This window comes from Streptomyces sp. WAC07094 (genome assembly GCF_036320405.1).
GTDB classification, from domain to species: Bacteria; Actinomycetota; Actinomycetes; order Streptomycetales; family Streptomycetaceae; genus Streptomyces; species Streptomyces lannensis.
The window spans coordinates 83,592-105,295 of record NZ_JAVMJZ010000003.1; the positions used below are offsets into that span (position 1 = coordinate 83,592).

The following is a 21,704-nucleotide window of genomic DNA, read 5'->3' on the forward strand; positions in this document are numbered from 1 at the left end:
GTTGGGATGAGTGCATCTGACTCACGGGTTGGTCTCGGACGAGCGTCGGCGGGCGAGAGCGAGGCTTGTCAGCGTCGTGATCGCCATGGCGCCGATGCCGACCAGCGCCGCGGTGGTGTAGGCGCTGTCGTCGGGGAAGAGGTGGCCGGGGCCGGGGCCCGCGGCGAGGATCAGGCCGCCGATGGCGCTGCCCAGGGAGTACCCGACGCTGCGGACGACGTAGTTGAAGCTCATGGCGCTCGACGTCTGGCTCTTGGGGGTGACGGCCAGGATGACGCCGGGCATCGCGGCCGAGAAGCCGCCGACGCCGAAACCGAGCACGCCCATCGCCGCGAACAGTTCGGCCAGGTCTGACCGGGCCGCCGCGAACAGGGCGAACCCGCCGCCGACCACGACGGCGCTGCCAGCCAGGAGCAGGGGGTCGGCGATCCGAGTCCGGGCCCGCGGCGTGAGTTTGCCGGCGACGAACCCCAGCACCGAGAACGGGATGAGGACCAGCCCGGCGACGAAGGTTGTCAGCCCGAAGCCGTAGCCGGCGCCGTGCGGCGTCTGCGCGTACCGGGTGATGAGCGTGAGCAGGAGGTACATGCCGATCCCGCCGACGAACATGGCGAGGTTCGCCCCGGCGACCGCCGGGTGCCGCGCCGCCCGCACATCGACCAGGGGCGTCGTGCTGCGCAGCTCGATGACGGCCCAGACGCAGAGCAGCACCACCGCGACGACGGCGAGGCCCGCCGCCACGGCGAGGTGCCGGCTCCACAGATTCCGTTCGCCGGCGAGGAACAGCACCAGGAGCAGCGCAGCGGCCAGGACGGCCGCGCCTGCCACGTCCACGTGGGCGGAGCGGCCTTCGGGGGCTTCGGGCATGCGGCGCCACGCGGTCAGGAGGGCGGCGGCGGTGACGACCATGCCGAGGCCGTAGGCGGCCCGTACCCCGCCGAGCTCGGCGAGCAGTGCGGCCAGCGGGTAGCCGACGCCGGCCCCGATGATCGAGACCACCGAGATCAGGGCGATCACGGCCGTGCTGCGCTCCTCGGGGAGGTGGTCCCGGGCCACGCCCATCATCAGCGCCGTCAGCCCCAGCCCGACGCCCTGGACCGCCCTGCCGGCCAGCAGCCACGCGAACGGCAGCGGCAGCACGGTGAGCGCGCTGCCGGCGACGACGACCGCCAGCGTGACGAGGATCGTGGCCCGCCGGTGCGGGCCGGCTCCGAGCCGGCCCAGGAGCGGCGTGGCGACGGCGCCGCTGAGCAGCGCGACGGTCAGCGTCCACTGCGCGCTGCCGAGCGAGACGTGGAACGAGGTCGCCACGCTGGTGATGAGCGGCGTACCGAGGCTGGCGACCGCCGCCACGACCAGAGCGATGAACATCAGGGCGGGGACCAGCAGCCGCGCCTCGGAACGCGCCACCGGGAACGCCTTCACCGCGACCCCGTCGACCGGCTGCCCGCTCACCGCTTCGGCCCTTCGCGGTCCTGGCTTTCGAGCTCTGCCAGATGCTTCAGCGCCGGAAGGGCCGCCATCAGCGCCTCGACCTCGTCGCCGGTGAGCTCGCCGATCAACCGCTCGAACGCGTGGACGCCCGCCTGGCGCCGCGTCCGGACATAGGAGGCGCCGGTCTCGGTCAGGCACACCAGCGTGACCCGCTTGTCGGACGCGTCGCCCCGCCGCTCGACCAGGCCGGACTCCTCCATCACCCGGACCAGGGCGGTCATCGCGGGCTGGGTGACGCCCTCGACCGAGGCCAGATCGGTGATGCGCCGCGGGCCGCTCCGGTCCAGGGTGGCCAGGGTGGCGGCGGACGTCAGGCTCATGTCCCGGGGCAGGCGTCTCGCGGCCCTGGTGGCCAGGCCGTAGAGGGCTGCCCCGATGGCGGCGGACGCGCCACGAGCGGTGTCTTGACGACTCATGCTCGAAGCATAGCAATTTTATATTCATAGTTTATGGAAATGGTCGACTGGCGCGGACGGCACCGCCTGTTGCGGACCCGAGGCCATCGAGATCGACGACAAACTTCGGCTCCGCCCCGTACGCCGAAGACGAGCGCGACACCCTGCCCGCTGAGGCCTTCGCCACCTCCCTCGGCTGCGGCAACCCGACCGCAGTGGCCGACCTCCACGAAAGCGAACGCGTCCTGGACCTCGGCGCCGGCGGCGGCATCGACGTACTGCTTTCCGCTCGCCGCGTCGGCCCCACCAGCAAGGCGTACGGGCTCGACATGACCGAGGAGATGCTCGCCCTCGCGCTCGAGAATCAGCAGAAGGCCGGCGCTACCAACGCGGATCCCCCTGCACGTAGTCCAGGACGCCTACCCCTTCGGCGACTCCCACTGACATCCCCGCCTGGTCACCCCGTCCTGTTCACCGGCCCTGTGCCGCAAGCAACGTTCGCCTTCCGGGACGCCGACTGATGATCGGCCAAAGGCGTACACCCGTCGTAGGCAAGGACCTGTGGCGGGCCGTACCCGCCTAGGGTGCCGGGGTGCTCAATCGGCTGAGGACTGCGTTGCCGCGGGCCCCCGCCGAGGCGGCTGCGGGACCGGCCGACGCCACAGGCGCTTGGCCTTGTCCTCGGCCCGTCATCACGGCCGTCGCCCGGCTCGTCGTCCTGGTACAGAACTAGGCGGTTTCGTTCGGATCATGAACAATTGGCTGTCGGTAGGCCAGGCCGATCGGGACGAAGGCATAAATGAGCAGGGGGTCGGATGGCGCTTGTCATCGAGCTTCGGCGCGGGGTCTCGGCCTCGCGGACTGGACGAAAGGCAGGGCCGAGTCTCACGACAGGCATGCTGGAACGGATAGTCGTGGATGACGAGTTCTGGACGGCCCTCGAGAGCCTGGGGCGGCACCGGCTCCCCACCCTGACTGACGTCGATCCCTACGGGGACACACGCTGCGCAGTGAGGCAGTGGACCGGATGGCGCGAGAGTTGGAAGGTTCACATCTTGCTCGGCTGAGGGGGGCCGAGCACGAGGCCATCGCAACGCTACTGGCCTGGGGCCTGCGCTGCCGCGCGGACAGAGACCTGCAGATTGCGTTCTCGGGCGATTAGCCCGCCATCACCTGGTCCTCTGATCGTTGGTCCGAGTGGGTTGTTGACTGACGTGCAGTGGGCGCGGATTGAGCCGCTGCTCCGGACCGCACATCGAAACGGGGTGGCCGCTGAGTAATTGTCAATCCTGTGGATCATTGTCTGCGCCAGCGATGTTCGGGTGGGTGCCCCGCGTGTCGACGAGCGCGGCTCGTTTGTGACACTCGTCCTCATGACCAGCAGCAACGCCCTTGGCTTCACACAGATCCTCGACCCTGACGAGATCACTGACGAGCTGAAGCAGACCCTCGTGGACTGCTGGACCGAGGTGAGCAATGCGGGCGGGGCGGCCGGATTCCCCTTTCCGCCGGTGGACGCCGCCGAGGTCACCGCCGCCTTTGACCGCATCATCGAGAACCTGGCTCCACCGACCAGCCGCCTTCTGATCGCCCTGACAGACGACACCGTCGCGGGCTGGCTGAACATCCGCCGCGATCCCCACCCACCCGTCTCGCACTGGGGCACGATTCACCACGTGCAGACCCGGCTCGGCGTCCGGGGCCAGGGGATCGGCACGGCATTGATGCGCCGGGTCCGTGAGGTCGCCCGCGATGAGATGGGCCTGGAGCAACTGCACCTTGCCGCACGCGGTGGTGTCGGTCTCGAAGAGTTCTATGGTCGGCTCGGCTGGAAGGAGATCGGCCGGTGGCCCGGCGCTTTGCGGCTGGCCACCGATGGCGATCGCGACGAGGTCCTCATGATTTTGTCACCTTTGTGACACCAGCACCCTCGGGTGACATCGTGCGGCAGGTCTTTCGGTCAGGCCGACAGTCGAAGACGGCGGAAGCCAAACGGGAGTGATGATCGCTGATCGCGCCGCTGGAGGAGGTCGAACGCAGGGGCCAGGAGCAAAGCGCAGCAGCTCCGTTCGTGACCCCCAGGACGTTAATCGGGGTGCGTTGTGACAGTCTGCTCGCGTGGACGACTTTGCTGGTACCCAGGCCCCGCGCCGTCGTTTGATCGACCCGGCCGAGTCGGTCGCGGAACTCGAACGAGTGCTGCCCGGCCTGGTGGCCCACCGTCTGCCGACACCGGTGCACATCGACTGGCTGCGTCTGGAGGGCCTGTTGGGGACGGCCCTGCCCGCCGACTACAAGCTCCTGTGCGAGCGGTACCCGGCGTGCGAGCTGAGTGACTTCATGCTTGTTGGCGGCCCGCGGCCAGGCGCTGAGGCGGGATGGGTCCAAGACGCCCACGAAGAATTGGAGATCGTCGCCGAGTGGTGCGAGGACGCCGACGTGGCCGTCCCGATGCATCCGTATCCCGCGCCGGGCGGCCTGCTTCCCTGGTCCACCTCCAGCCAGGGGGACTTCTTCTTGTGGACCACCCGTCCCAGCGGGCCACAGGAATGGACGGTCACCGTCGCCTCGCGCAACGGTGCATGGTGGCAGTACACCGGTGGAGCGGTTCAGTTCCTGGCTGATCTGGTAAGCGGTGTTCTGGAGCCCTGGGCACTGCCGACGGTCCGCCCGGAGATCACCTGGGTCGATCAACCGGGCGGCGGTAGCAGATAAGGACCGCCAGCGATGCCGGAAGGAGACCAGGCGTCGCACCGCTGCAGCCGGGCCTCTCTCCCCCCACCGCACTGCCTTGATCCGCCTGGCGGCGTGGTACCGGCCGGCAGGCATCATCACCGAGCGTCTTTACAGCCCTTGGACGGCTCAAAAGGCCGCTCGGATTGCCGTGGCCTGCGCGGCACGCGACAGCCGTCGTTGTGGGCTCTGACGCTGTCCTCGTGCCCGCCTGGCTGCGGCCGGCGTCGGCCGGCTGCGTCCGGCAGCGCGCGGCACTTGCACGGGACTGTTTACGACGGCAGTCGGTGGTTACAGGCCCGAGCAGGGCTGCGGCCGTCAGGCGCCCGGCCGGGGTATTTCCCCAATGCGGAGGGAGCTCCCATGACTGCAGCGCCCAGCGTGCGACGCGGCGACGACTGCGGCGCGTGGGCGGTGGTGGTCCTGCGTGGCGAGGTGGACCTGGCGCTGGCTCCGGCGCTGCGGGGAATCATCGACACGCTCATAGCCGACCGTCGCGCACGCATGGTGCTGGACCTGGAAGGCGTGTCGTTCATGGATTCGTCCGCTCTGGGCGTGCTGGTGTACGCCCTGCGGCAGGTTGATGCACAGGGCGGAGCGCTGCGCCTGGCGGCCCCGTGCGAGCCGGTGCGCCGCATGCTGGAGGTGACGGGGCTGGACACCGTGATCCAGGTCTTCGCCGGCGTTGCGGCAGCGTGCGATCACCCACGTCTGTGAAGGCTGGTGAGAAAGCTTGCTGGAACACAGCATGATGCGGGCACAATGCACAAAGTGAAGAGCGGGCCGAAAGAAGACGACCCTATGGGCGTCGGCGTGGACGAGGCGTTGATGTCGGTGTTGTTCGCCGCGGCGGACGCCGGCCTGTATGCCGTCGACGACGAGGGCACCGTGATCGCCTGCAACCCGGGAGCCGAACGGCTGCTGGGCTACGCGCCGGGCACCCTGATCGGAGTCAACGCCCACCGCACCTTGCACCCGTCGAACGAAGAGTCGGCGGCCGTGCCCGTCCAGCGCCCGATCCTCCAGGACGTGACAGGGGGCAAACGGACCGGTGGCGAGCGCGCCGTACTGCGGCGCGCCGATGGCACGCCGCTCGCGGTGTGGTGGACCACGGCCCCGCTGCCCACGGGGGCGGGACGCGGCCGTGGTGCGGTGGTCGTGTTCCAGGACGCAACCGCCCAGCGTGAGCGGGAAGGACGCCGCGACGAGCGGTACGCGCTCAGCGAGACGATGCGCGAGCAGGCCGAATACGACCTGGCGGAGACCACCTGGCTCGGCGAGCTCACGCTGGCCATGACCACCACCCTGGACGCGGACGAGGCACTGCACCGCTTGGTGCGTCAACTCGTGCCCCGCCTCGCCGACACCGCCGTGGTCAGTCTGGCCGGCGGGCCCACCCATCGCCTCGCGGCCGCCGCCCACCACACGCCCGGCGTACTGCCCAGCGGGCCCTCCCCCGGCGGCGAGCCGGTGCCGGAGCACCCCGCCCACCACGCGGCCGTCACCCGCATCCTGGAGGGCGGGGGCACCCAGCACCTGACCGACCTCGCGCCCGCACCCGGCAGTGAAAGCGACCTGCTCACGCGCGTGGGAGCAGAAGAGGCGCTTGTTCTTGCGCTGCGGCTGCACGCCAGGACCTTCGGCGCGCTGACCCTGGCCCGCGCATCCGCGAGCCCGCCCTTCAACGAAGCCGACCGTGTCCTGGCGGACGAGGTGGCCCGTCGCATCAGCCTGGGCCTGGACAACGCCCGCCTGCACGCCGCGCAGGCCGACATCGCCGCGGCCCTGCAACGCGCCCTGCTCACCGACCTGCCCGACGTTGCGGGTATCGAACTGGCCGCCCACTACGAGCCGGCCCAGCACACAGCCGAGGTCGGCGGGGACTGGTACGACGCCTTCCTCCTCGACGACGGTGACCTCGCTCTGGTCATCGGTGATGTCACCGGCCACGACATCCAGGCCGCCTCACGCATGAGCGAACTGCGCAACATGCTCCGTGCCTTGGCCGTCGACCGCCCCCACGAACTACCCGGGCAGATCCTGCGCCGCCTGGACACCGCCCAGGCGCGCCTGACCCTCGCCGACTCCGCCACGGCAATCCTCACCCGCCTGCACCGCACCACCAGCGGGGCGTGGCAGGCGTCATGGTCCGTGGCAGGCCATCCGCCGCCCCTGCTGATCACCGCCGACGCAGACGCCCACTACCTCACCGGGGCACACAGCATGCTCCTGGGCCTGCGCCCCACCATCGAACGCCCCACCACCCACACACCCCTGCCCGACGGCGCCACACTCCTGCTCTACACCGACGGCCTGGTCGAATCCCGCACCCGTTCCCTCGACGACGGCATGACACGCCTGCGCCAACACGCCACCACCCACCGCCACCTGCCACTGCACGAGTTGTGCGCCACACTCGCCCGCGACCTCGGTGACCCCCGCGACGACATCACCCTCATCGCCGCCCGCACCCCCAGCGGGCCACACACCAACTGACCCCCCGAGGGCCGGTGCGACTGACGGCCTTTCATTTCGTCAGGCTGCGTCCTGGCGGCACGTGCCGGTTTCGCGCACCGCCAGTGGCGGTGCACCACCGGCTGGCTCCTCCCCGTCACAGGACAGGCCCCGTATCCGTCACTCGGACGAGTACGGGGCCTGTCATGCCCAGCAGACATCAGCCCCGGGATGTCCTACGAAGCCGCAGCACCAGGTAGCCACCCGCGGCCAACAGCGCCGCCGCGACGCCCGACAGCAGGCCCACCGGCATGCCGCTACCGGTGGCGGCCAGATCACCGCTGCCCTGCGCGGACGGGGAGGCGGCGGCCGCGGGGCCCGCCCCGCCCTCACCAGCGGAGGCACTCGATGCAGCGGTCGCACCGGCCGACCCAGACGGCAAGGACGACGCCGACGAGGGTGACACCGAGCCGGACGGTGCCGTGCCGCCACCACCGCTCTCGGAGCCCTTGCAGTGCGTCCAAAACACCTTCTGCTTCGCGGCTCCCTTCTCGCCGTAGAAGTTCCAGAACAGCTTGTAGTGCCCGTCGGGCAGCGACAGGTCCGCCGTACGGCCGTGGCCCTTGGTATCCAGAGCGATGGCCCCGGATTTCACGGTCTTGCCCTTGGTGGCGGCTTTCGGTGCCCACGCCTCGATGTGCCAGTCCACCTTCTGGACCGCGTCGAAACCGAAGGCATCCAGGTAGAACGTGCACACGTGCGGCTCGTTGCGACGCAACTCCTCGCCGGTCCTGGCGTCATGGATTTTCACCGTCCCGTTGTCACCGGGAGCGGTGGCGTGCGCGGCCGGTGCGAGGAGCAGCACGGTCGAAACGCCGGCGGCCAGCGCGCCGACGCGGATGAGATTAGGCATGGATGGGTCCATCTTCGATATGCGAACGGGAAGACGTGGAGGGGGCGGCTCAGCCTCCTGCCCGTCCTGACGAAAGGTCAAGCACGATCCGGCAACGACAGGGGCCTGCTGTCGACACAGAAGCCACCTCAAGACGCCGCAGGCGTCCTTGCGCTGCGGGGGCTGTCATGACGGCGGCAGCGGTGACCGGCTTGGATTGCGGTGGCTGCTGCATTCCTCCGCGATACAGCAGCCACCGCAGCTTGTGCGCAGAGAAGATCCGGAGGTGCCGGGGCATCCCCCCGCCGCCGGATCTCCCTCTACTTGTCTTTCTCTTCGGCCTTGCCCCCGCCCCCTTCGACGTTTTCGGATGCACTGCCCGTCCCACCAGGATGGGTGGCGGAGGCCCCGGCGCTTTTCTGCTGGTTGCCCCGGACGGAGTCCGCAGCACCCACGCCTTGTTTGCCTTGATCACCCTGCTTGCCCGGTTCGACCGTCGCCCGGGCCAGCCGCTCGGAGCAGTACGAGGCGACCTTCTCCCTGCCGCCCGCAGCCGCGACGAGCCGCTGCCAGGCGGTTGCTTCGAGCGCCTTGCCGCGGTTGCCGGACTGCTCGTAGGCGCGGCAGTGGGCCTCGGTGTCCTTGGCTGTGCCCGGTTGCTGCGTCGGTCCGTGACTGTGGGGGGACGCCGGCGCCGTCCCACCGGCCGACCGGTCGGGAGCGACAGGCGAGGGGTGCGCGGACTTGGGGCTGTCACCCTCTGCCGAAGGGCCGACCGAACCGATGGCCGCGACCGCTGCGCCGCCCAGGGCGATACTGGCGCAGACCACACCCAACGCCGTTTTCACAGGGCGCCGGGCACGCCCTGGCGCGGGCGGCCGCCCAACGTATCGACGCCCGGTACGCGCCCGCTGCGTTCGGGCCTCGTAGGCGGTGCGGAAGGCGGCTACCGCGTGCTGCTCGGCTGCCGGGTCGAGAACACTTCCGCGTAGGGCGGCGGCCAGCGCTGTCTCCAACGCACTGCCGTCGGGGTGCACGCCTGCACGGCCCAAAACTCCGTGGCCGCTTGGTCGTTCCCCCATGCCTGTTTCCGCTCCCGTTCGATCTGTCCGCAGCCGTCGTTGGTTCATGTCGACTTCCCCAGCGTCTGGGAGGCCTCATTCGTCACACCCTCCCCTGCTCACGGCCGACGCCGAGTTGCCGGCCGAGGCGTTTCAGGCCCCGGTGGGCGGCGGTTCGCACTGCTCCCGGACGCTTGCCCAGGACACGGGCGGCGGCGGGACCATCCAGGCCGACAACGACCCGCAGGAGCACGGCCTCGGCCTGGTCGCTCGGCAGTCCAAGGACCAGTTCCAGGGCCTGCTCGGTGGACAAAGCCTCCAAAGCCTGCTCATCGGTGACATGCACACCTGGCATCTCCAGCACGTGGTCTTCGATCCTGCCGGGCCGGGGCCGCGCGCGCCGGCGGCGCAGATGGTCCAGCGCCCGGTGCCGTGCGATGACTGCCGTCCATCCGCGGAAACCCGCCCCGTCACCCTTGAACCGGCCGAGGTCGCGGGCAATCTCCAGCCAGGTATCGGACGCCACATCCTCGGCCTCGTCGCCGACAAGGCCGCGCAGATAGCCGAGCAGGCCCGGTTGCACCATCCGGTAGGCGACCGCGAAAGCGGTCTCGTCCCCGTCCTGGGCCCGTGCGACCGCATCGCCCAGTTCCCCGTCGCTCGCCTGTTCACGCCGGGGGCGCCGTACCTGGCCCAAGACTGTCCTCGTTTGCACCGGATCCATTCCGAGTCCGCCGTCACACACGCTCCGCTCGCATCAGCGGCCTCATGGTGACCAGCGCGGGGGCACACGGAAGTGTCACAACCCCTCAAGAGCCCTTCACGCGGGCGCTGCTCCCGCTTGCGCGCACCCGGCGCGCGCCCCGGGGCGGGCACTTGGAGGGGGTACCGGTTCACCGATGCCCGCCACCCCAGCACCGCCCCGCCCGGGTGACGTTTCACGCCGACTGTGCGCTGTGTGAATGCCGAATGCGCGCGGAGGAGACCACGGAACCAGCACCTGCCCAGAGGTCGAACCGCGTACTCCCAACCGCTCTCCGCGCCGCTATTGACTCCCCCCGAGGACGGCGTGGAGAGGGACGGGGGCGGCCGGAACCCCGCCCACTGCACGGGGATCCGGCCGCCCCGTACACCTGTCGGATCGACGTCGGCGCGGTCAGGCTCGATCCGCACACCGCACTTCGGCGTCCGACCCGGGGTGCTGTGCGCAGCCCAGCACGGCATATGGTCGTCGGCCGGCATCGAGTCACCGCGAACCGTGCCGCCCGAGCCGACCTGCGGCCGCATGCCGTCTTCCTGCCGGCGCCACGGCCGGCCAAATTCGCCCTGTCTGGTCGATTCGTTCTGCGTTGCAGGGCTCAGGTGTAACACTTCCGGCCTCGTCCGCTCTCTCCAAGCGGACGGCTGTGTCGGTCGGCCAGGGCAAGGAGGCACGACCGTGCAGTGGACGAACGAAAGCGACGCACCGTACGGCGCGGATCCGTACGGCGCCGATCCGTACCGCGGCGCCGGGTACGCGTACGGGTACGGGTACGGGTACGGGTACGGCGACGAGTACGGCGGCAGCACCGTCGATACCGCCCCGGCGGCCAGCGGGCCGGTGGAGTGGGCGCATGCGGCCCAGCCGGCGGGCTATGCCGATACGGCGGGACCGAACCCCTACACCGCCTGGCCACATCTCTACGTCCTCACCCCGGATGCCCCCGCCGCCGAGCCGGGCCCCGACACTGCGGGGTGGGACACGGGCCACGGCGACGTGCTCACCGTGCCGCCGCCCCCGGACAACGACACACCGGATCTTCCCGCGCCAGGACCGGACACAGCGAAGGACGACTCGACCCGGCCCGTCTTCGTCGATTCCTCGGGGCGACGCCAGCGCCGCGTGCTGCGCGCCGCCCGCCTGCTGGTGATTCCCGCCGGCGGCTACGTGGCACTGCTGATCAGCACGGTGCTTGGCGGCCCCACCCTCAACGCCCCCTTCGTCCCGCAACAGGACTCCACCCATCCGCGCACACCCCCGGCGACCACGCCCGACACTCCCGCCGGCGCCGGCCACACCGCGAGAAGTGCGACCTCCGCAGCACAGCAGGCGAACTCCCGCCCCACGCCGACGCGGAAGACGTCCGGCTCCGCCGACCGCCCGGCCACCTCCGCGGCCACCCCCGCCCCCACCACATCCACGCCCGCGGCCCTCGAGGCCTCGAGCTCGGCCCCGACCGCAGCCCCCATCCCCACCCGGACGTCCAAGGGTCGCGCGATCGGCTCGTCCCACAAGCCCGTGAAGTGATCCAAGACCCCTGATGAGCAACTGCACACGCTCCACCGCTCCTCGCCGGCGCAGCCGCACCCGCCAGATCACACCGCGCACTCACTGGCTGCTGCTCAGCGTGCTGGCGGTGACCTTGGCTACGGCCCTCTTGCTGCAGGGCTACACCCATCACATGTTCGGTATCACCTCGGACAGCGTGACCGGCGTCCGTGGCAGCACCGACATGGTTCCCAGCCAGGTGCTGCGCGGTGGCCCCGTGATCGCGAACGCCGCCACCACCGCGCACACCGCCCAGGTGAAGCCCCGCACCATCGCCCTGACCTTCGACGACGGCCCGGACCCCGTCTGGACGCCCCGCATCCTGGACGTGCTGCGCCGCAACCATGTGCACGCGACCTTCTTCATCGTCGGAACCCAGGCCGTGGCCCACCCCGAACTGGTACGCCGGATCGTCGCAGAGGGCCACCAGATCGGCATCCACACCTTCACCCATCCCGACCTGGCTCGCCTTGCCCCCTGGCAGCGCTCCCTGGAACTGCGCGAGACACAGCTCGCAGTGGCCGGCGCCGCAGGGGTCACCACCGCACTGCTGAGGCCGCCGTACTCCTCGCGCAACGACGCACTGGACAACACCGACTGGTCCGTCCTTCAGCAGGCCGACACGGCCGGGTATGTCACGGTGCTCGCCACACAGGACGCCGAGGACTGGCAGCGCCCGGGTGTGGGCCGGATCCTCACCCAGGCCACACCGCACGGCCGCACCGGGCAGATCGTGCTGATGCACGATGCGGGCGGCGACCGGTCCCAGACCGTCGCCGCCCTGAGCATCCTGCTCCCGCGGCTCAAGGCACAGGGCTACACGCTCGCGACGGTCTCCGATGCGGTCGGTATGACCGTGCCCGTCCACCCCGCCGGGTTCACCGAGCACCTGCAAGGGCTGGCCCTCATCACGGTGCTGCAGGGCGGCGACTGGGTCGTGTGGCTGCTGGGCCTGCTGATGTACGCCGCCGGAGCGATCAGCGTGCTGCGCGCGGTGGTCGTGCTGATCGCCGCCCGACGGCACCGGCGCCTGCGCAGGCCACGCCGGGGACGGTCCTGGGGAGGCCCGGTCACCGAGCCCGTCAGCATCATCGTCCCCGCATACAACGAGAGCGCCGGGATCGAGGCAGCCGTACGCTCACTGCTCGCCTCCACCCATCCGGTCGAGATCATCGTGGTGGACGACGGTTCGACCGACGGCACCGCCGAGCTGGTGGAGTCGCTTCACCTTCCGGTACGAGTGATCCGCCAGCACAACGCGGGCAAGCCCGCCGCCCTCAACACCGGCCTTGCAGCCGCCTCCTGCGACCTGGTGGTCATGGTCGACGGTGACACGGTCTTCGAACCCGACACCGTCCGCATGATCGTGCAACCCTTCGCCGACGTCCGCGTAGGTGCCGTCTCGGGCAACGCGAAGGTCGTCAACCGCGGCGGCCTACTCGGCCGCTGGCAGCACATCGAGTACGTGGTCGGCTTCAACCTCGACCGCCGCCTGTTCGACCTCGCCGAATGCATGCCGACCGTGCCCGGAGCCGTCGGCGCGTTCCGCCGCAGGGCACTGCTGGACCTCGGCGGCGTCAGCGACGACACCCTCGCCGAGGACACCGACCTGACCATGGCACTGTGCCGAAACGGCTGGCGCGTGGTGTACGAGGAGAAAGCCAAGGCCTGGACCGAAGCGCCCGCCTCACTCGACGCTCTGTGGCGACAGCGATACCGCTGGTGCTACGGCACCCTGCAGGCAATGTGGAAACACCGCGGCGCCCTGGTACAGCGTGGCCCCGCCGGAAAACTGGGCCGCCGGGGCCTGCTCTACCTACTGCTCTTCCAGGTCCTGCTGCCCCTGCTCGCACCCGTCGTCGACATCTTCGCCCTGTACGGGCTCATCTTCCTCGACCCGGTCAGGATCACCGGGCTCTGGCTCGCCTTCCTGCTGCTGCAGTTCATGATGGGCCTGTACGCGTTCCGCCTGGACGGGGAGCGCGCGGGACCGCTGTGGAGTCTGCCGCTGCAGCAGTTCGTCTACCGGCAGTTGATGTACCTGGTCGTGATCCAATCCGTCTTCACCGCAATATCAGGCACCCGACTGCGGTGGCAGCGTATGGAGCGATACGGCAGCCTCCAAGCCCCCACGACCACCACAACCGGAACAGCCGGAACAACACCACACGAACACACCCCGCCAGAGCCGGACTTCCGGCCGCAGGCAGCCTACGGCGCCTTCCAACATCCGACACCCGACGACGGGCACCCGCAGCCCCCATACCCCGACGGATTCCGGCAACCCACCCCGCAGGAAACACCGCAGCCGTACTGAGAGACCACGTAGCGCCTGCCGCCGGACGAGAGAACGCCGACCGACCCATTCATGAAACACCCCGGTTCACCCCTCCCCCGACACACATGTCGAACAAGCCGAGCGGAAGATTTCAAGTCCAGTGAGACGGTCGTGACGCTATGAGGTTTGTGGTGCGGGTTCCCTGCGCTTGGCCGGGTCGTTGATCCATGCCTGCTGGGGTATCCGGGGTGGTCGGGGGCGGCGGCCGAAGCGTTCGGGATGGCGGGCGTATGCCTCGGCGAGGGTGACGGCACGCTGATCACGGACCTCCTCGGCGGTGCCGAAATGCACGCTGGCCGGTGTGTGCCAGCCGATGCCCGAATGCCGGTGCTCGTGGTTGTAGTACGCGATGAACGCCTCGAACCACTCACGGGCATGGGCCAGCGAGTCGAACCGTTCGGGGTAGTCGGACATGTACTTCGTGGTCTTGAAGTGGGCCTCGCTGTAAGGGTTGTCGTTGGAGGTCTTCGGCCGCGAGTGCGACCGTGTCACCCCGAGATCGATCAGCAGCTGGGAGACCTTCTTCGAGGTCATCGAGGTGCCGCGGTCCGCGTGCACGGTCTGGGGCACGATGCCGTTGCGGGCGATGGTCTCGCGGATCAGCTCCCCGGCCCGCACCGCTGATTCGGCCCGCTCGACGGTATGGCCGACGACGTAGCGGCTGAAGATGTCGATGATGACGTAGGCGTGATACCAGACGCCCTTGACCGGTCCGGCCGCCTTGGTGATGTCCCAGGTGAACACTTGTGACGGTGCGGTGGCGACCAGCTCGGGCACTGTCTTCGCCGGGTGGGTGGCCTGGCGGCGGCGCTCGCCGGACTGCCCCTTCTCGCGCAGGATCCGGTACATCGTGGAGACGGAACAGTGGTAGCGCCCGGCATCCAGCTCGCGGGCCCAGATCTGCGCGGGCGGCAGCTCGGCGTACTCGTCGCTGTTCATCATCTCCAGGACCGCCGCCCGCTCCTCGGGTGCGAGAGATGAGGGCTGGGCCTGCGGTTTTCTGGGTTTCCGCTCGGGCGGGGGCCGCAGCCGACGGTAGTGGGTGGCCCGGGAGCGGCCGGTCAGCCGGCACGCGGCCGTGATGCCCAGTTCGCCCTGGACGCCGGTGAACGCGTCGTCGACCACCGGTTCGGCGGCAGCGTTCAGTCCGCGCCCTCGGAGATCATTTCCAAGAGCGCGGAAGCTTTTCCCATGACTTCCAACGCGGCCTTGTTCCGGGCCAGTTCCTTCTCCAGCCGTTCCACCTGGCGGCGCAGCTTCTCGTTCTCCGCCTCGGCAGCAGGCTTCTTCGGCCTCGCCGGACTGGTCCGCTGGTCGACCAGCTTCTCCAGGGCCCCGGCGTCCCGCGCGGCCCGCCATTCCTTGACGTGCGAGTGGTACAGACGCTCGCGGCGCAGGACCGCGCCCTTCTCATTCTTCGGGGCGGCGTCGTACTCGGCCACGATCCGCAGCTTGTACTCCGGACTGAAGGTGCGGCGCTTCGGCCGGGGAGCCGGGTCGGACCCGGCGGGGGCGGTGCTGGTCATGAGGGGGTGGTTCTCCTGTCGTGCCCTCTCAGGCTAACCCGACGAAGCGGGATGTCTCACCCAAGGCTGACAGACAGGGGAGCGCCAGGGAAAGGGAGGGGTGCTACGGGGGCATCGCTGAGTAGAACCACGCTGGCGAGGCCGTCCGGGAGCACAGCGCACATCGAACGACCATAGGCACCGGTGGCACGGTTCGGTGAACTACTGACGATGGTTACTATGAGTAACTAACACCGATCCGTCGTGCTTGAAGCGTTGCAGCGGTGCGACTGGCTGGCGATGCCCTGGAGACGGTGGTGTCAGCTGCCAATTGAGTCCTCGCCGACACCCGCTTACCCGCTGCCCACCTTGACATGAGTGACTGAGCCACCACCGACTACTCGAGCGAGTGGACGGTCAGACGTCCCCAGGAGCCCGAAGCGTCACTTGTTCGGCGGGCGGCTGGATCACCCTGAGCTGGACTGCGATCTCTTGCAGGCACGCCGGTTCCAGGGCAGCCAGTGGGGCAATGACGTCGTCGGCGAAGCCGTGGGCCAGGGAGCGCTTGACCAGGTCGACGGGCGGTGGGGAGGTAACGGCCGCGGCGAGAGCCAGGCAGTCGGCGCGGTCGTCCTGGAGGTCGTCGATGAGAGGGAGGGCCTCGGTCAGGAAGCCTGCGTCAAGCATCGCTTTGACCAGGTCGGTGAGGACAGCCTCGGCCAGAACCCCGTTCAGCCGACGGGCTTCGGCGTGGTAGCGATCCCAGAGGCGCAGGCGGACGACTGCTTCCAGCGGCACCGTGTTCGTAGCATAGTGGGCGCCCGTGACCAGGACGGTGTGCCGCAGCGTCTCCAGAAGGCGGGTGAAGTCCTCGGTGAGGCCGGTGGCCCGGCAGGCTGCGGTGAGCCAGGGGCGGGCCCACAGGCCGCTGTCCAGCGTTACGTCTGGGTCTGCGGTTCCGGCGAGTTGAGCCGTGACGTCGCGGCACAGGGGCTGGTGGCCGGAGTCGCACATCTCGACGATCATCGCTGCTGCCTGTTCCTGCCTGCGGGCGATGTCCTGCGGGGAACTCGCCGGCATGGCCAGGGCCGTTTCGCGGATCAGGGAGACCGCCGAAGGGATGTCGTCCGACAGCAGGTGCGCGCGGAACTCGAGTGCGCAGCGGTGGAGATCGGTCTTGTCAAGCCGGCGTGCCAGATCGAGGGCCGCGTCTGCGTGCCCGGCGCGGAGGTGGAGGGCGATGAGTTCGTGAGTGACGCGGGTACGCCAGCCGGACATGCTCGGGTCCGTCGACTTTTCGATGCCTTCGGCCACCTGGGCGATGAGCAGCTCGAGATCGGCTGAGCTGTGATCGCCCTGGGCTTCGACGGCCCTCGCGGCATCCAGGAAAGTGTCGATACGGTGGACCTGGTCAGCCGCGAACCTGTCCGCGATCCTCAGGGCGTGGTCGAGGTTGCCCAGCCCAGTGGCTGCGCTTGCCACAGCCCGCGCCTCCCACGTGGCACGGGTGTCGTCGCCTGCCTGCAGCACCGTATGAAGGGCCAGTGCCAGGGCCGGTGTGCCCAGGTCCGTTCGTCCGGCGATGCCGGCGGCCCGGGCGAAGGCCGCAAGGATGGTGGGAGGCGGCGTGTTCCTGGTCTTGTCGAGGGCCGCCTCCGCCTCGAGTACCACGGGAGCGGCGTCCTGGGGTGTGTCGGAGTCGAGCAGCGCCAGGGCAATCTCTGTGAGGTGGTCCGCACGGATGCCCGGGTTGGCGATGTCGTGGGCCAGGGAGACCGCCAATGAGAGGTGGTCATTGGCCCGGGCAGACGTCGTAGCGTCGGCTAGTGGCTCGTCACGCAGCCTTGGCCGGGTATTGGGTCCACTGTCGGATCGGTGAGTCGGGGGCGAAGTTGGTCTTCGGTTCCGCGTGAGTGTTGCGCCAGCGCACGTAGGCGGCGATGGCGGCGTTCTGCTCGTCGTGGCTGCGGTGGTCGGTGCCGTTGAGTGCGAAGTAGCGCAGGGCCGCGAACTCGGCCTCGATCCAGTTCAGCCAGGATCCGTAGGTCGGCAGGAAGACCAGCTCGACCTCGTGGTCGGCCGCCCAGGTACGGACCTTGGCGTGCTTGTGCGGGGAGAAGTTGTCCAGCACCACATACAGCTTCTGGCCGGGCCAGCGGGCCCGCAGGGCCTTGAGCAGGCCGAGGAACTCCCGCCAGCGCTTGCGTGGGCGGATGCGGTAGTACAGCTTGCCGGTGGCCAGATCGAGGGCGGCGAGCATGTGCCTCACACCGCCGTAACGGTTGTAGGTGGCCCGTAACCGGCGCGGACGCCTCACCGGACCCCAGGCCTTGCCCTTGCGCGGCATCAGGTTGAGCGGGCCGAACTCGTCGACGCATATCACCCGCCCGTCCGCCGGTGGGGTGTCGTAGAGGGCCAGGATGCGGTGCATCTTGGCGATGAACTCCGGGTCCGTGGACGCCTTCCACGTGGTGGTGGTCTTCCAGGAGACCTTGCCACCGCGCAGGATCCGGCGCAGGGTCTCCCGGCTGATGGCCGCGGTCACCTTCTGCCTGACCAGATGGTCGGCGAGCTTGCTCAGGCTCCAGGTGGAGAACGCGGTGATCTTCCAGTCGGCGGGGGACGTCCGGGCGATCAGGCAGATGTGCTCGCGCACCTCGTCATTGATCGTCTTAGGGCGTCCCCCGCTCCAATTTGGGTCCAGCGCGTCGAACCCCCGCTCGTTGAAGGCGTGGATGACCTCACGGACGTAGTCCTCGCCGACCTGCATCAGCGTGGTGATGTCCTTGACCGTCTGGCCCTGCGCGGACATCAGCACCACGATCGCCCGGCGGAGTTTCACCGGGTCCTTCGCGGTGCGGCTGATCCGCTGCAGCCGGCGGCCCTCCTCCATACTCACCGGCCGGACGAACACACTCGGCGGGCGTCCCACAACCACCTCCAAGATCAGGTCTTGGAGACAGTCTGCTGGCTCACGAGCAGCGGGTCGATTACCCGGCCAAGGCTGCGTGACGAGCCACTAGCAGTTCATCCGTGGCCCCGGGCTGTCGGGGATCGAGGCCGTGGGCGGCGAGGGCGGTGTAGGCGAGTTCCACGAGATCGAGATCGGGAGAGTCCGAGGCGGGCAGGGCGAGTAGATGGCGGGCCCGGTCCTCGTCCTGGTAGATGGCCGATTCCACGAGCTCGGATGCGGGGAACTCATCGTTCAGGGCCGTGAGGAGTGGCTCTGGAACGTTTCGGCGGCCTCCCTTGGCGACGTGCTCACTGCATGCGGTGAGGAGGGCTCGTTTCCTCCCGTCCAGGTCCAGGTCGGCGAGATGCTGGAGGAGGGGGTCGAGGTCGCCGAGAACTGCGAACGCTGGCGCGAGGAGGCCGCAGAAGTCGGGGCGATCCTCCGTATCGGCGCCTTCGATGGCCTCCTCAATGAGGGTCCGTGTCAGCTCGGGATCGATCTCGGCCAGTGCGTCAGCGACGGTGGTGAGGAACCAACCTCTCTCGTCGCCGCTCTCGGTGACGGCTCGGCAAGCAATGTCGGCTGCGCCTGGTTCGCCGTGCCTTGCGAGCGCGAGGGCTGCGCGCACCGTATGTGCCGTCTGCTCCAGGGGCAACCTGCCTGGCACGGCCATGGCTTCGTGGATGAGGTTCCGCGCCTCGGTCCGCCGGCTGTCCAGCAGGTACTCGCCAATCGTCAGCAGTGCGTCGGCCTGCACGTAGGTGTTCTGCAGGGCGCGGGCCAACTGGATGCCCTCCTCGGCTCGGCCGAGGCGTACCAGCAACAGCGGATACGTCGAGGGCATGGTGAAGTTGTCGTCCTCGATGCGCTCGCGGAGCAGCGACACTCGCGTCAGCAGGGTGAGGTCACAGTCGGGGGCTGCCTCAAGAAGCCTTGCCGCGTTCGACAGTTCGGACAGCGCGGCCAGCTCGCCGTTGCTCCGGCGGCGGAGCAGGGCGCGGCGCTCGGGGGAGGCCAGGGCAGCCAGCGTCCGGCCTGCGCCTTCGGTGAGCAGGAGCGTCGGGTACGCCTCGGTCAGGTAGTCCGGGGTGTCGTCGGGCCAGCCGGCCGCGGCGAAGCCGAGGGCCCAGCCGTCGATAGCGGTGCGGGTATGGGCGAACTCCTCGGGTTCCAGGTCCTCCTGGACGGCGACGGCCAGGGTGTCATGGGCGAGGGTGTACCGGGTCGGCGTACCGGGGCGCGGCTCCACGACCCGGGAGAGCCCCCGTTCCAGGGTCCGGCGGATCGACAGCGCGGAGTCGTTGACGATCGAGGCAATGTCACTGCTGCTCAGCGCGCCGCTGGCGACCGTCAAAGTGGTCAGGACGGTACGCGGGACGGGTTCGGCGAGTACCTGATCCAGCTCTTGGCGGGCGCGCAGGAGCAAGCTCGTCGCCGCGGGGAACGGTGTCAGCACCTGGCGGCGGCAGGTGCGCAGTGGGTGGCTGCCGTCTACGTCGAGCGGCACGTCAGAATGACGGCTCGTCACCAGGACGTGTGCCGCCGGACCGAGAGCAGTCGGAAGCTGCGCGGCGATACTGGGCTCGGCCAGCTCGCGGTAGTCGTTCTCGTCCAGGCCGTCGACGAGCAGCAGCAGGGAACGTCCGGGGATCCGCATCGCGCGTTCCCATAGGCTGAGGAAGGCGGCAGCGTCCGGTTCGGCGGGCGGGAACTCGCCCAGCAGGGTGGCGAGCTGGTCACACATGGCCCGGTGGAACTGCTGGACGCGCATCTGCCCATCGCGCCGGGAGATGACGAACGACACCACGTCCAGCCCGGGGTGGGACCCTGTGGCGAAGCGGGTCACCAGCGAGGTCTTTCCGGCCCACGGACCGGCGACGAGCACTAGGTAGGGGTCCGGCCCGGTCGCGAACGCGAGGAGGTCGGCAAGCTCCCGGTCGCGGCCGGTCAGTTCGGCGCACCGGGCTGCGTACTGGCGCAACATCGCCTCGTAGGCCGGGCGGCGCCGCTCCTGCCCGCGCAGGGGTTCCGGCACAACGCCATGCGAGGCCAGCAGCTCACGTGCGGCAGTGGCACTGGGCCCGGGCTCGCGCTCACCTTCCGCGCGTGGCTCGTACGCGCCGATCACAGCAGCCAGCCGCACAGCCTCCAGCCCGCCCGAGTGGGCCGACTCCACGACGACGCCGACAGCCAACCCCTCGCAGATGACGCCCGCGCCCGAGAAACCGCTCCAGTCGCGCGCTTCCAGGCGGCGGCCATCCGCCCGATGCAGCAGCAGGCGGCCCCGCTTCACACTCGACCCGAGCGGGATCAGCCCGTCGATCTGGTCGCTGTCGCGCCAGGTCGCCGTGTCCGTGTCCGTCCAGCTCTGATGGCGCGGAAAGCCGATCGCGGTGAACGGAAGCCGTCCGTCAGCCTCGTCCGGTACAACTCCGATGGCCATCGGAGCGACCACGTCGAGGTGGACGTCCGGAGCAAGTTCGACAAGCGCGACGTCCAGTCGGGCACCTCGCCACACCGTCCGGCCGGTGACGATGATCTCGTCGGCGCCGCCGCCGGACAGCCGCACCCTGGCCGACCCACTGCCCTCGACCACATGCCCGGCCGTCACCACCAAAGACGTCGCCAGCCGCAGCCCCGAGCCATACCCGGTGCCGCCGTCCTGCTCGACCAGGACCTCGGCGCACCGCCCGGCTAGCGAGTCCACCGCCACAGGCCTCAGCGCGGGAACCCGGGCAGCCGATCGGTGACCGACAGCGGCCGGCCGGCGTCGTCGGTGGGCGTCAGGGTCATCCGCACACGCTGTGTCCGGCCGCCGCTGCGCTTGCCGTCGGCACCCGCCTCAACCACCCACAGCTTCATCCCGCCGCGCCCGCCTGCCTCCCGCGTCATCGTGACCTCGAACTCCAGCTCCACGGCCCCGACGCCGAACTTGACACCGCGGCCTGCCCCTTCCTGTTGTGCCGTCTCCAACTGATCGCGGAGTACGCGGATGTAGTCGGCCAGGAGCACGCCCTCGGGGTCACTCATCAGATGCTGCCTCCACGTACGTTGATATCCATGAGTCTGACAGGCGGATACTTTGTTCGCATGCGAACCGGATCCGTTTGTCCTTGACGCGCCCGTGCACCTCCTTCCGTCTCGAGCGGACCCAACCCATCGAGACGAGGGGAAGAGACCGCCCGGCCCACCGCCGAGGCGACGGAGGCGTTCCAGGAGGTCTACAGCGTCATCGGCGCGGCCGCACCGTGCTCGGGCGCGCGTCTCTGACGCGTACGCCGTTTCGCTCGGTGGTGCGGTGCTGGAAGTGGACGGCGTCCTCGACCTCCGCCCAGTGGGTGTGGACGGGCCTATGGCCGGGGTCCGCTCTCCCGGCCAGATGGAGTGGACACGCCCTCGAGCGGGGCGGCCGAGAAGGTCTTGCCCACGCGTCGCCCACATCGGGGCCCGCCACGAACTGGCGGCGATGCGGTCGTTGTCGGGCAGCCCACACGTACAGCACGGGCCGGCTGTGCCCCGCGCCGATGTGGAGCCGGTCCGCCGCGTCCAGGCCCGCGGTGACGAGCATTCT

The 21,704-nt window shown here is 69.5% G+C and carries 16 protein-coding genes and 2 pseudogenes; 7 read left to right on the forward strand and 11 right to left on the reverse strand.

What is annotated here, in order from left to right; all coding sequences use genetic code 11:
* Nucleotides 1–21 precede the first annotated feature (21 nt).
* Both RCR19_RS39915 and RCR19_RS39920 read right to left on the reverse strand, forming a co-directional pair.
* Entirely contained in the window at nt 22–1,455 is a 1,434-nt protein-coding gene (locus RCR19_RS39915; RefSeq protein ID WP_331270000.1) for an MFS transporter, read from the reverse strand.
* Nucleotides 1,452–1,814 carry a MarR family transcriptional regulator gene (locus RCR19_RS39920; protein WP_331270330.1) on the reverse strand — a complete coding sequence of 121 codons (363 nt, stop codon included), beginning with the start codon at nt 1,812–1,814 and terminating at the stop codon, nt 1,452–1,454. The genes RCR19_RS39915 and RCR19_RS39920 overlap by 4 nt, the downstream gene beginning before the upstream one ends.
* A 118-nt stretch (nt 1,815–1,932) precedes the next feature.
* Between RCR19_RS39920 and RCR19_RS39925 the strand changes: the two are divergent.
* The 5 genes and pseudogenes from RCR19_RS39925 to RCR19_RS39945 all read left to right on the forward strand — a co-directional run.
* Nucleotides 1,933–2,278 (forward strand): annotated as a pseudogene (locus tag RCR19_RS39925) (methyltransferase domain-containing protein); the annotation flags it as partial.
* Between the two features lie 984 nt (nt 2,279–3,262).
* The gene (locus RCR19_RS39930) at nt 3,263–3,808 is read left to right on the forward strand and encodes a GNAT family N-acetyltransferase (RefSeq protein ID WP_331270001.1); all 546 of its coding nucleotides are present in this window, start codon (nt 3,263–3,265) and stop codon (nt 3,806–3,808) included.
* Nucleotides 3,809–4,007: 199 nt separating this feature from the next.
* The gene (locus RCR19_RS39935; protein ID WP_331270002.1) at nt 4,008–4,604 is read left to right on the forward strand and encodes an SMI1/KNR4 family protein; all 597 of its coding nucleotides are present in this window, start codon (nt 4,008–4,010) and stop codon (nt 4,602–4,604) included.
* Between the two features lie 381 nt (nt 4,605–4,985).
* Complete coding sequence (locus RCR19_RS39940) at nt 4,986–5,339, forward strand: STAS domain-containing protein (protein WP_331270003.1); 354 nt, start codon at nt 4,986–4,988, stop codon at nt 5,337–5,339.
* Nucleotides 5,340–5,423: 84 nt separating this feature from the next.
* The gene (locus RCR19_RS39945) at nt 5,424–7,118 is read left to right on the forward strand and encodes a SpoIIE family protein phosphatase (protein WP_331270004.1); all 1,695 of its coding nucleotides are present in this window, start codon (nt 5,424–5,426) and stop codon (nt 7,116–7,118) included.
* 178 nt (nt 7,119–7,296) lie between these two features.
* Here RCR19_RS39945 and RCR19_RS39950 read toward each other — a convergent pair whose 3' ends face one another.
* The 3 genes and pseudogenes from RCR19_RS39950 to RCR19_RS39960 all read right to left on the reverse strand — a co-directional run bounded on the left by RCR19_RS39950 (nt 7,297) and on the right by RCR19_RS39960 (nt 9,753).
* Complete coding sequence (locus RCR19_RS39950; RefSeq protein WP_331270005.1) at nt 7,297–7,989, reverse strand: hypothetical protein; 693 nt, start codon at nt 7,987–7,989, stop codon at nt 7,297–7,299.
* 299 nt (nt 7,990–8,288) lie between these two features.
* Nucleotides 8,289–8,798, reverse strand: coding sequence for a hypothetical protein (locus tag RCR19_RS39955; RefSeq protein WP_331270006.1), 510 nt, complete (start codon nt 8,796–8,798; stop codon nt 8,289–8,291).
* Between the two features lie 296 nt (nt 8,799–9,094).
* Nucleotides 9,095–9,753, reverse strand: a pseudogene (locus tag RCR19_RS39960) (RNA polymerase sigma factor).
* A 714-nt stretch (nt 9,754–10,467) separates the two neighbouring features.
* On the opposite strand from RCR19_RS39960, the gene RCR19_RS39965 reads away from it, so the two are divergent.
* On the forward strand, nt 10,468–11,316 hold the full coding sequence (locus tag RCR19_RS39965) for a hypothetical protein (protein WP_331270007.1): 849 nt from the start codon (nt 10,468–10,470) through the stop codon (nt 11,314–11,316).
* A gap of 13 nt (nt 11,317–11,329) precedes the next feature.
* A complete protein-coding gene (locus RCR19_RS39970) occupies nt 11,330–13,654 on the forward strand; it encodes a glycosyltransferase (RefSeq protein WP_331270008.1) in 2,325 nt (774 codons plus the stop codon).
* A gap of 138 nt (nt 13,655–13,792) precedes the next feature.
* Here the strand turns inward: RCR19_RS39970 and RCR19_RS39975 are convergent, their stop codons facing one another.
* The 6 genes from RCR19_RS39975 to RCR19_RS40000 form a co-directional block, all read right to left on the reverse strand.
* The gene (locus tag RCR19_RS39975; RefSeq protein ID WP_331269974.1) at nt 13,793–14,800 is read right to left on the reverse strand and encodes an IS3 family transposase; all 1,008 of its coding nucleotides are present in this window, start codon (nt 14,798–14,800) and stop codon (nt 13,793–13,795) included.
* 17 nt (nt 14,801–14,817) lie between these two features.
* On the reverse strand, nt 14,818–15,201 hold the full coding sequence (locus RCR19_RS39980) for a hypothetical protein (protein ID WP_331269975.1): 384 nt from the start codon (nt 15,199–15,201) through the stop codon (nt 14,818–14,820).
* A gap of 396 nt (nt 15,202–15,597) precedes the next feature.
* Nucleotides 15,598–16,962 carry a hypothetical protein gene (locus RCR19_RS39985; protein WP_331270009.1) on the reverse strand — a complete coding sequence of 455 codons (1,365 nt, stop codon included), beginning with the start codon at nt 16,960–16,962 and terminating at the stop codon, nt 15,598–15,600.
* A gap of 52 nt (nt 16,963–17,014) precedes the next feature.
* Entirely contained in the window at nt 17,015–18,073 is a 1,059-nt protein-coding gene (locus tag RCR19_RS39990) for an IS630 family transposase (RefSeq protein ID WP_331269642.1), read from the reverse strand.
* 97 nt (nt 18,074–18,170) lie between these two features.
* Nucleotides 18,171–20,840, reverse strand: coding sequence for a trypsin-like peptidase domain-containing protein (locus RCR19_RS39995; protein WP_331270010.1), 2,670 nt, complete (start codon nt 20,838–20,840; stop codon nt 18,171–18,173).
* Between the two features lie 11 nt (nt 20,841–20,851).
* Nucleotides 20,852–21,163: a trypco2 family protein gene (locus tag RCR19_RS40000; RefSeq protein WP_331270011.1), complete on the reverse strand. Its 312-nt coding sequence runs from the start codon at nt 21,161–21,163 to the stop codon at nt 20,852–20,854.
* Between the last annotated feature and the right edge of the window lie 541 nt (nt 21,164–21,704).

Bases quoted from the DNA above. Each gene is read 5' to 3' on its own strand.
- RCR19_RS39920 (WP_331270330.1), bottom strand. From the start codon at position 1,814: ATGAGCCTGACGTCCGCCGCCACCCTGGCCACCCTGGACCGGAGCGGC.
- RCR19_RS39930 (WP_331270001.1), top strand. From the start codon at position 3,263: ATGACCAGCAGCAACGCCCTTGGCTTCACACAGATCCTCGACCCTGAC.
- RCR19_RS39940 (WP_331270003.1), top strand. From the start codon at position 4,986: ATGACTGCAGCGCCCAGCGTGCGACGCGGCGACGACTGCGGCGCGTGG.
- RCR19_RS39945 (WP_331270004.1), top strand. From the start codon at position 5,424: ATGGGCGTCGGCGTGGACGAGGCGTTGATGTCGGTGTTGTTCGCCGCG.
- RCR19_RS39950 (WP_331270005.1), bottom strand. From the start codon at position 7,989: ATGCCTAATCTCATCCGCGTCGGCGCGCTGGCCGCCGGCGTTTCGACC.
- RCR19_RS39970 (WP_331270008.1), top strand. From the start codon at position 11,330: ATGAGCAACTGCACACGCTCCACCGCTCCTCGCCGGCGCAGCCGCACC.
- RCR19_RS39980 (WP_331269975.1), bottom strand. From the start codon at position 15,201: ATGACCAGCACCGCCCCCGCCGGGTCCGACCCGGCTCCCCGGCCGAAG.
- RCR19_RS39990 (WP_331269642.1), bottom strand. From the start codon at position 18,073: ATGGAGGAGGGCCGCCGGCTGCAGCGGATCAGCCGCACCGCGAAGGAC.
- RCR19_RS40000 (WP_331270011.1), bottom strand. From the start codon at position 21,163: ATGAGTGACCCCGAGGGCGTGCTCCTGGCCGACTACATCCGCGTACTC.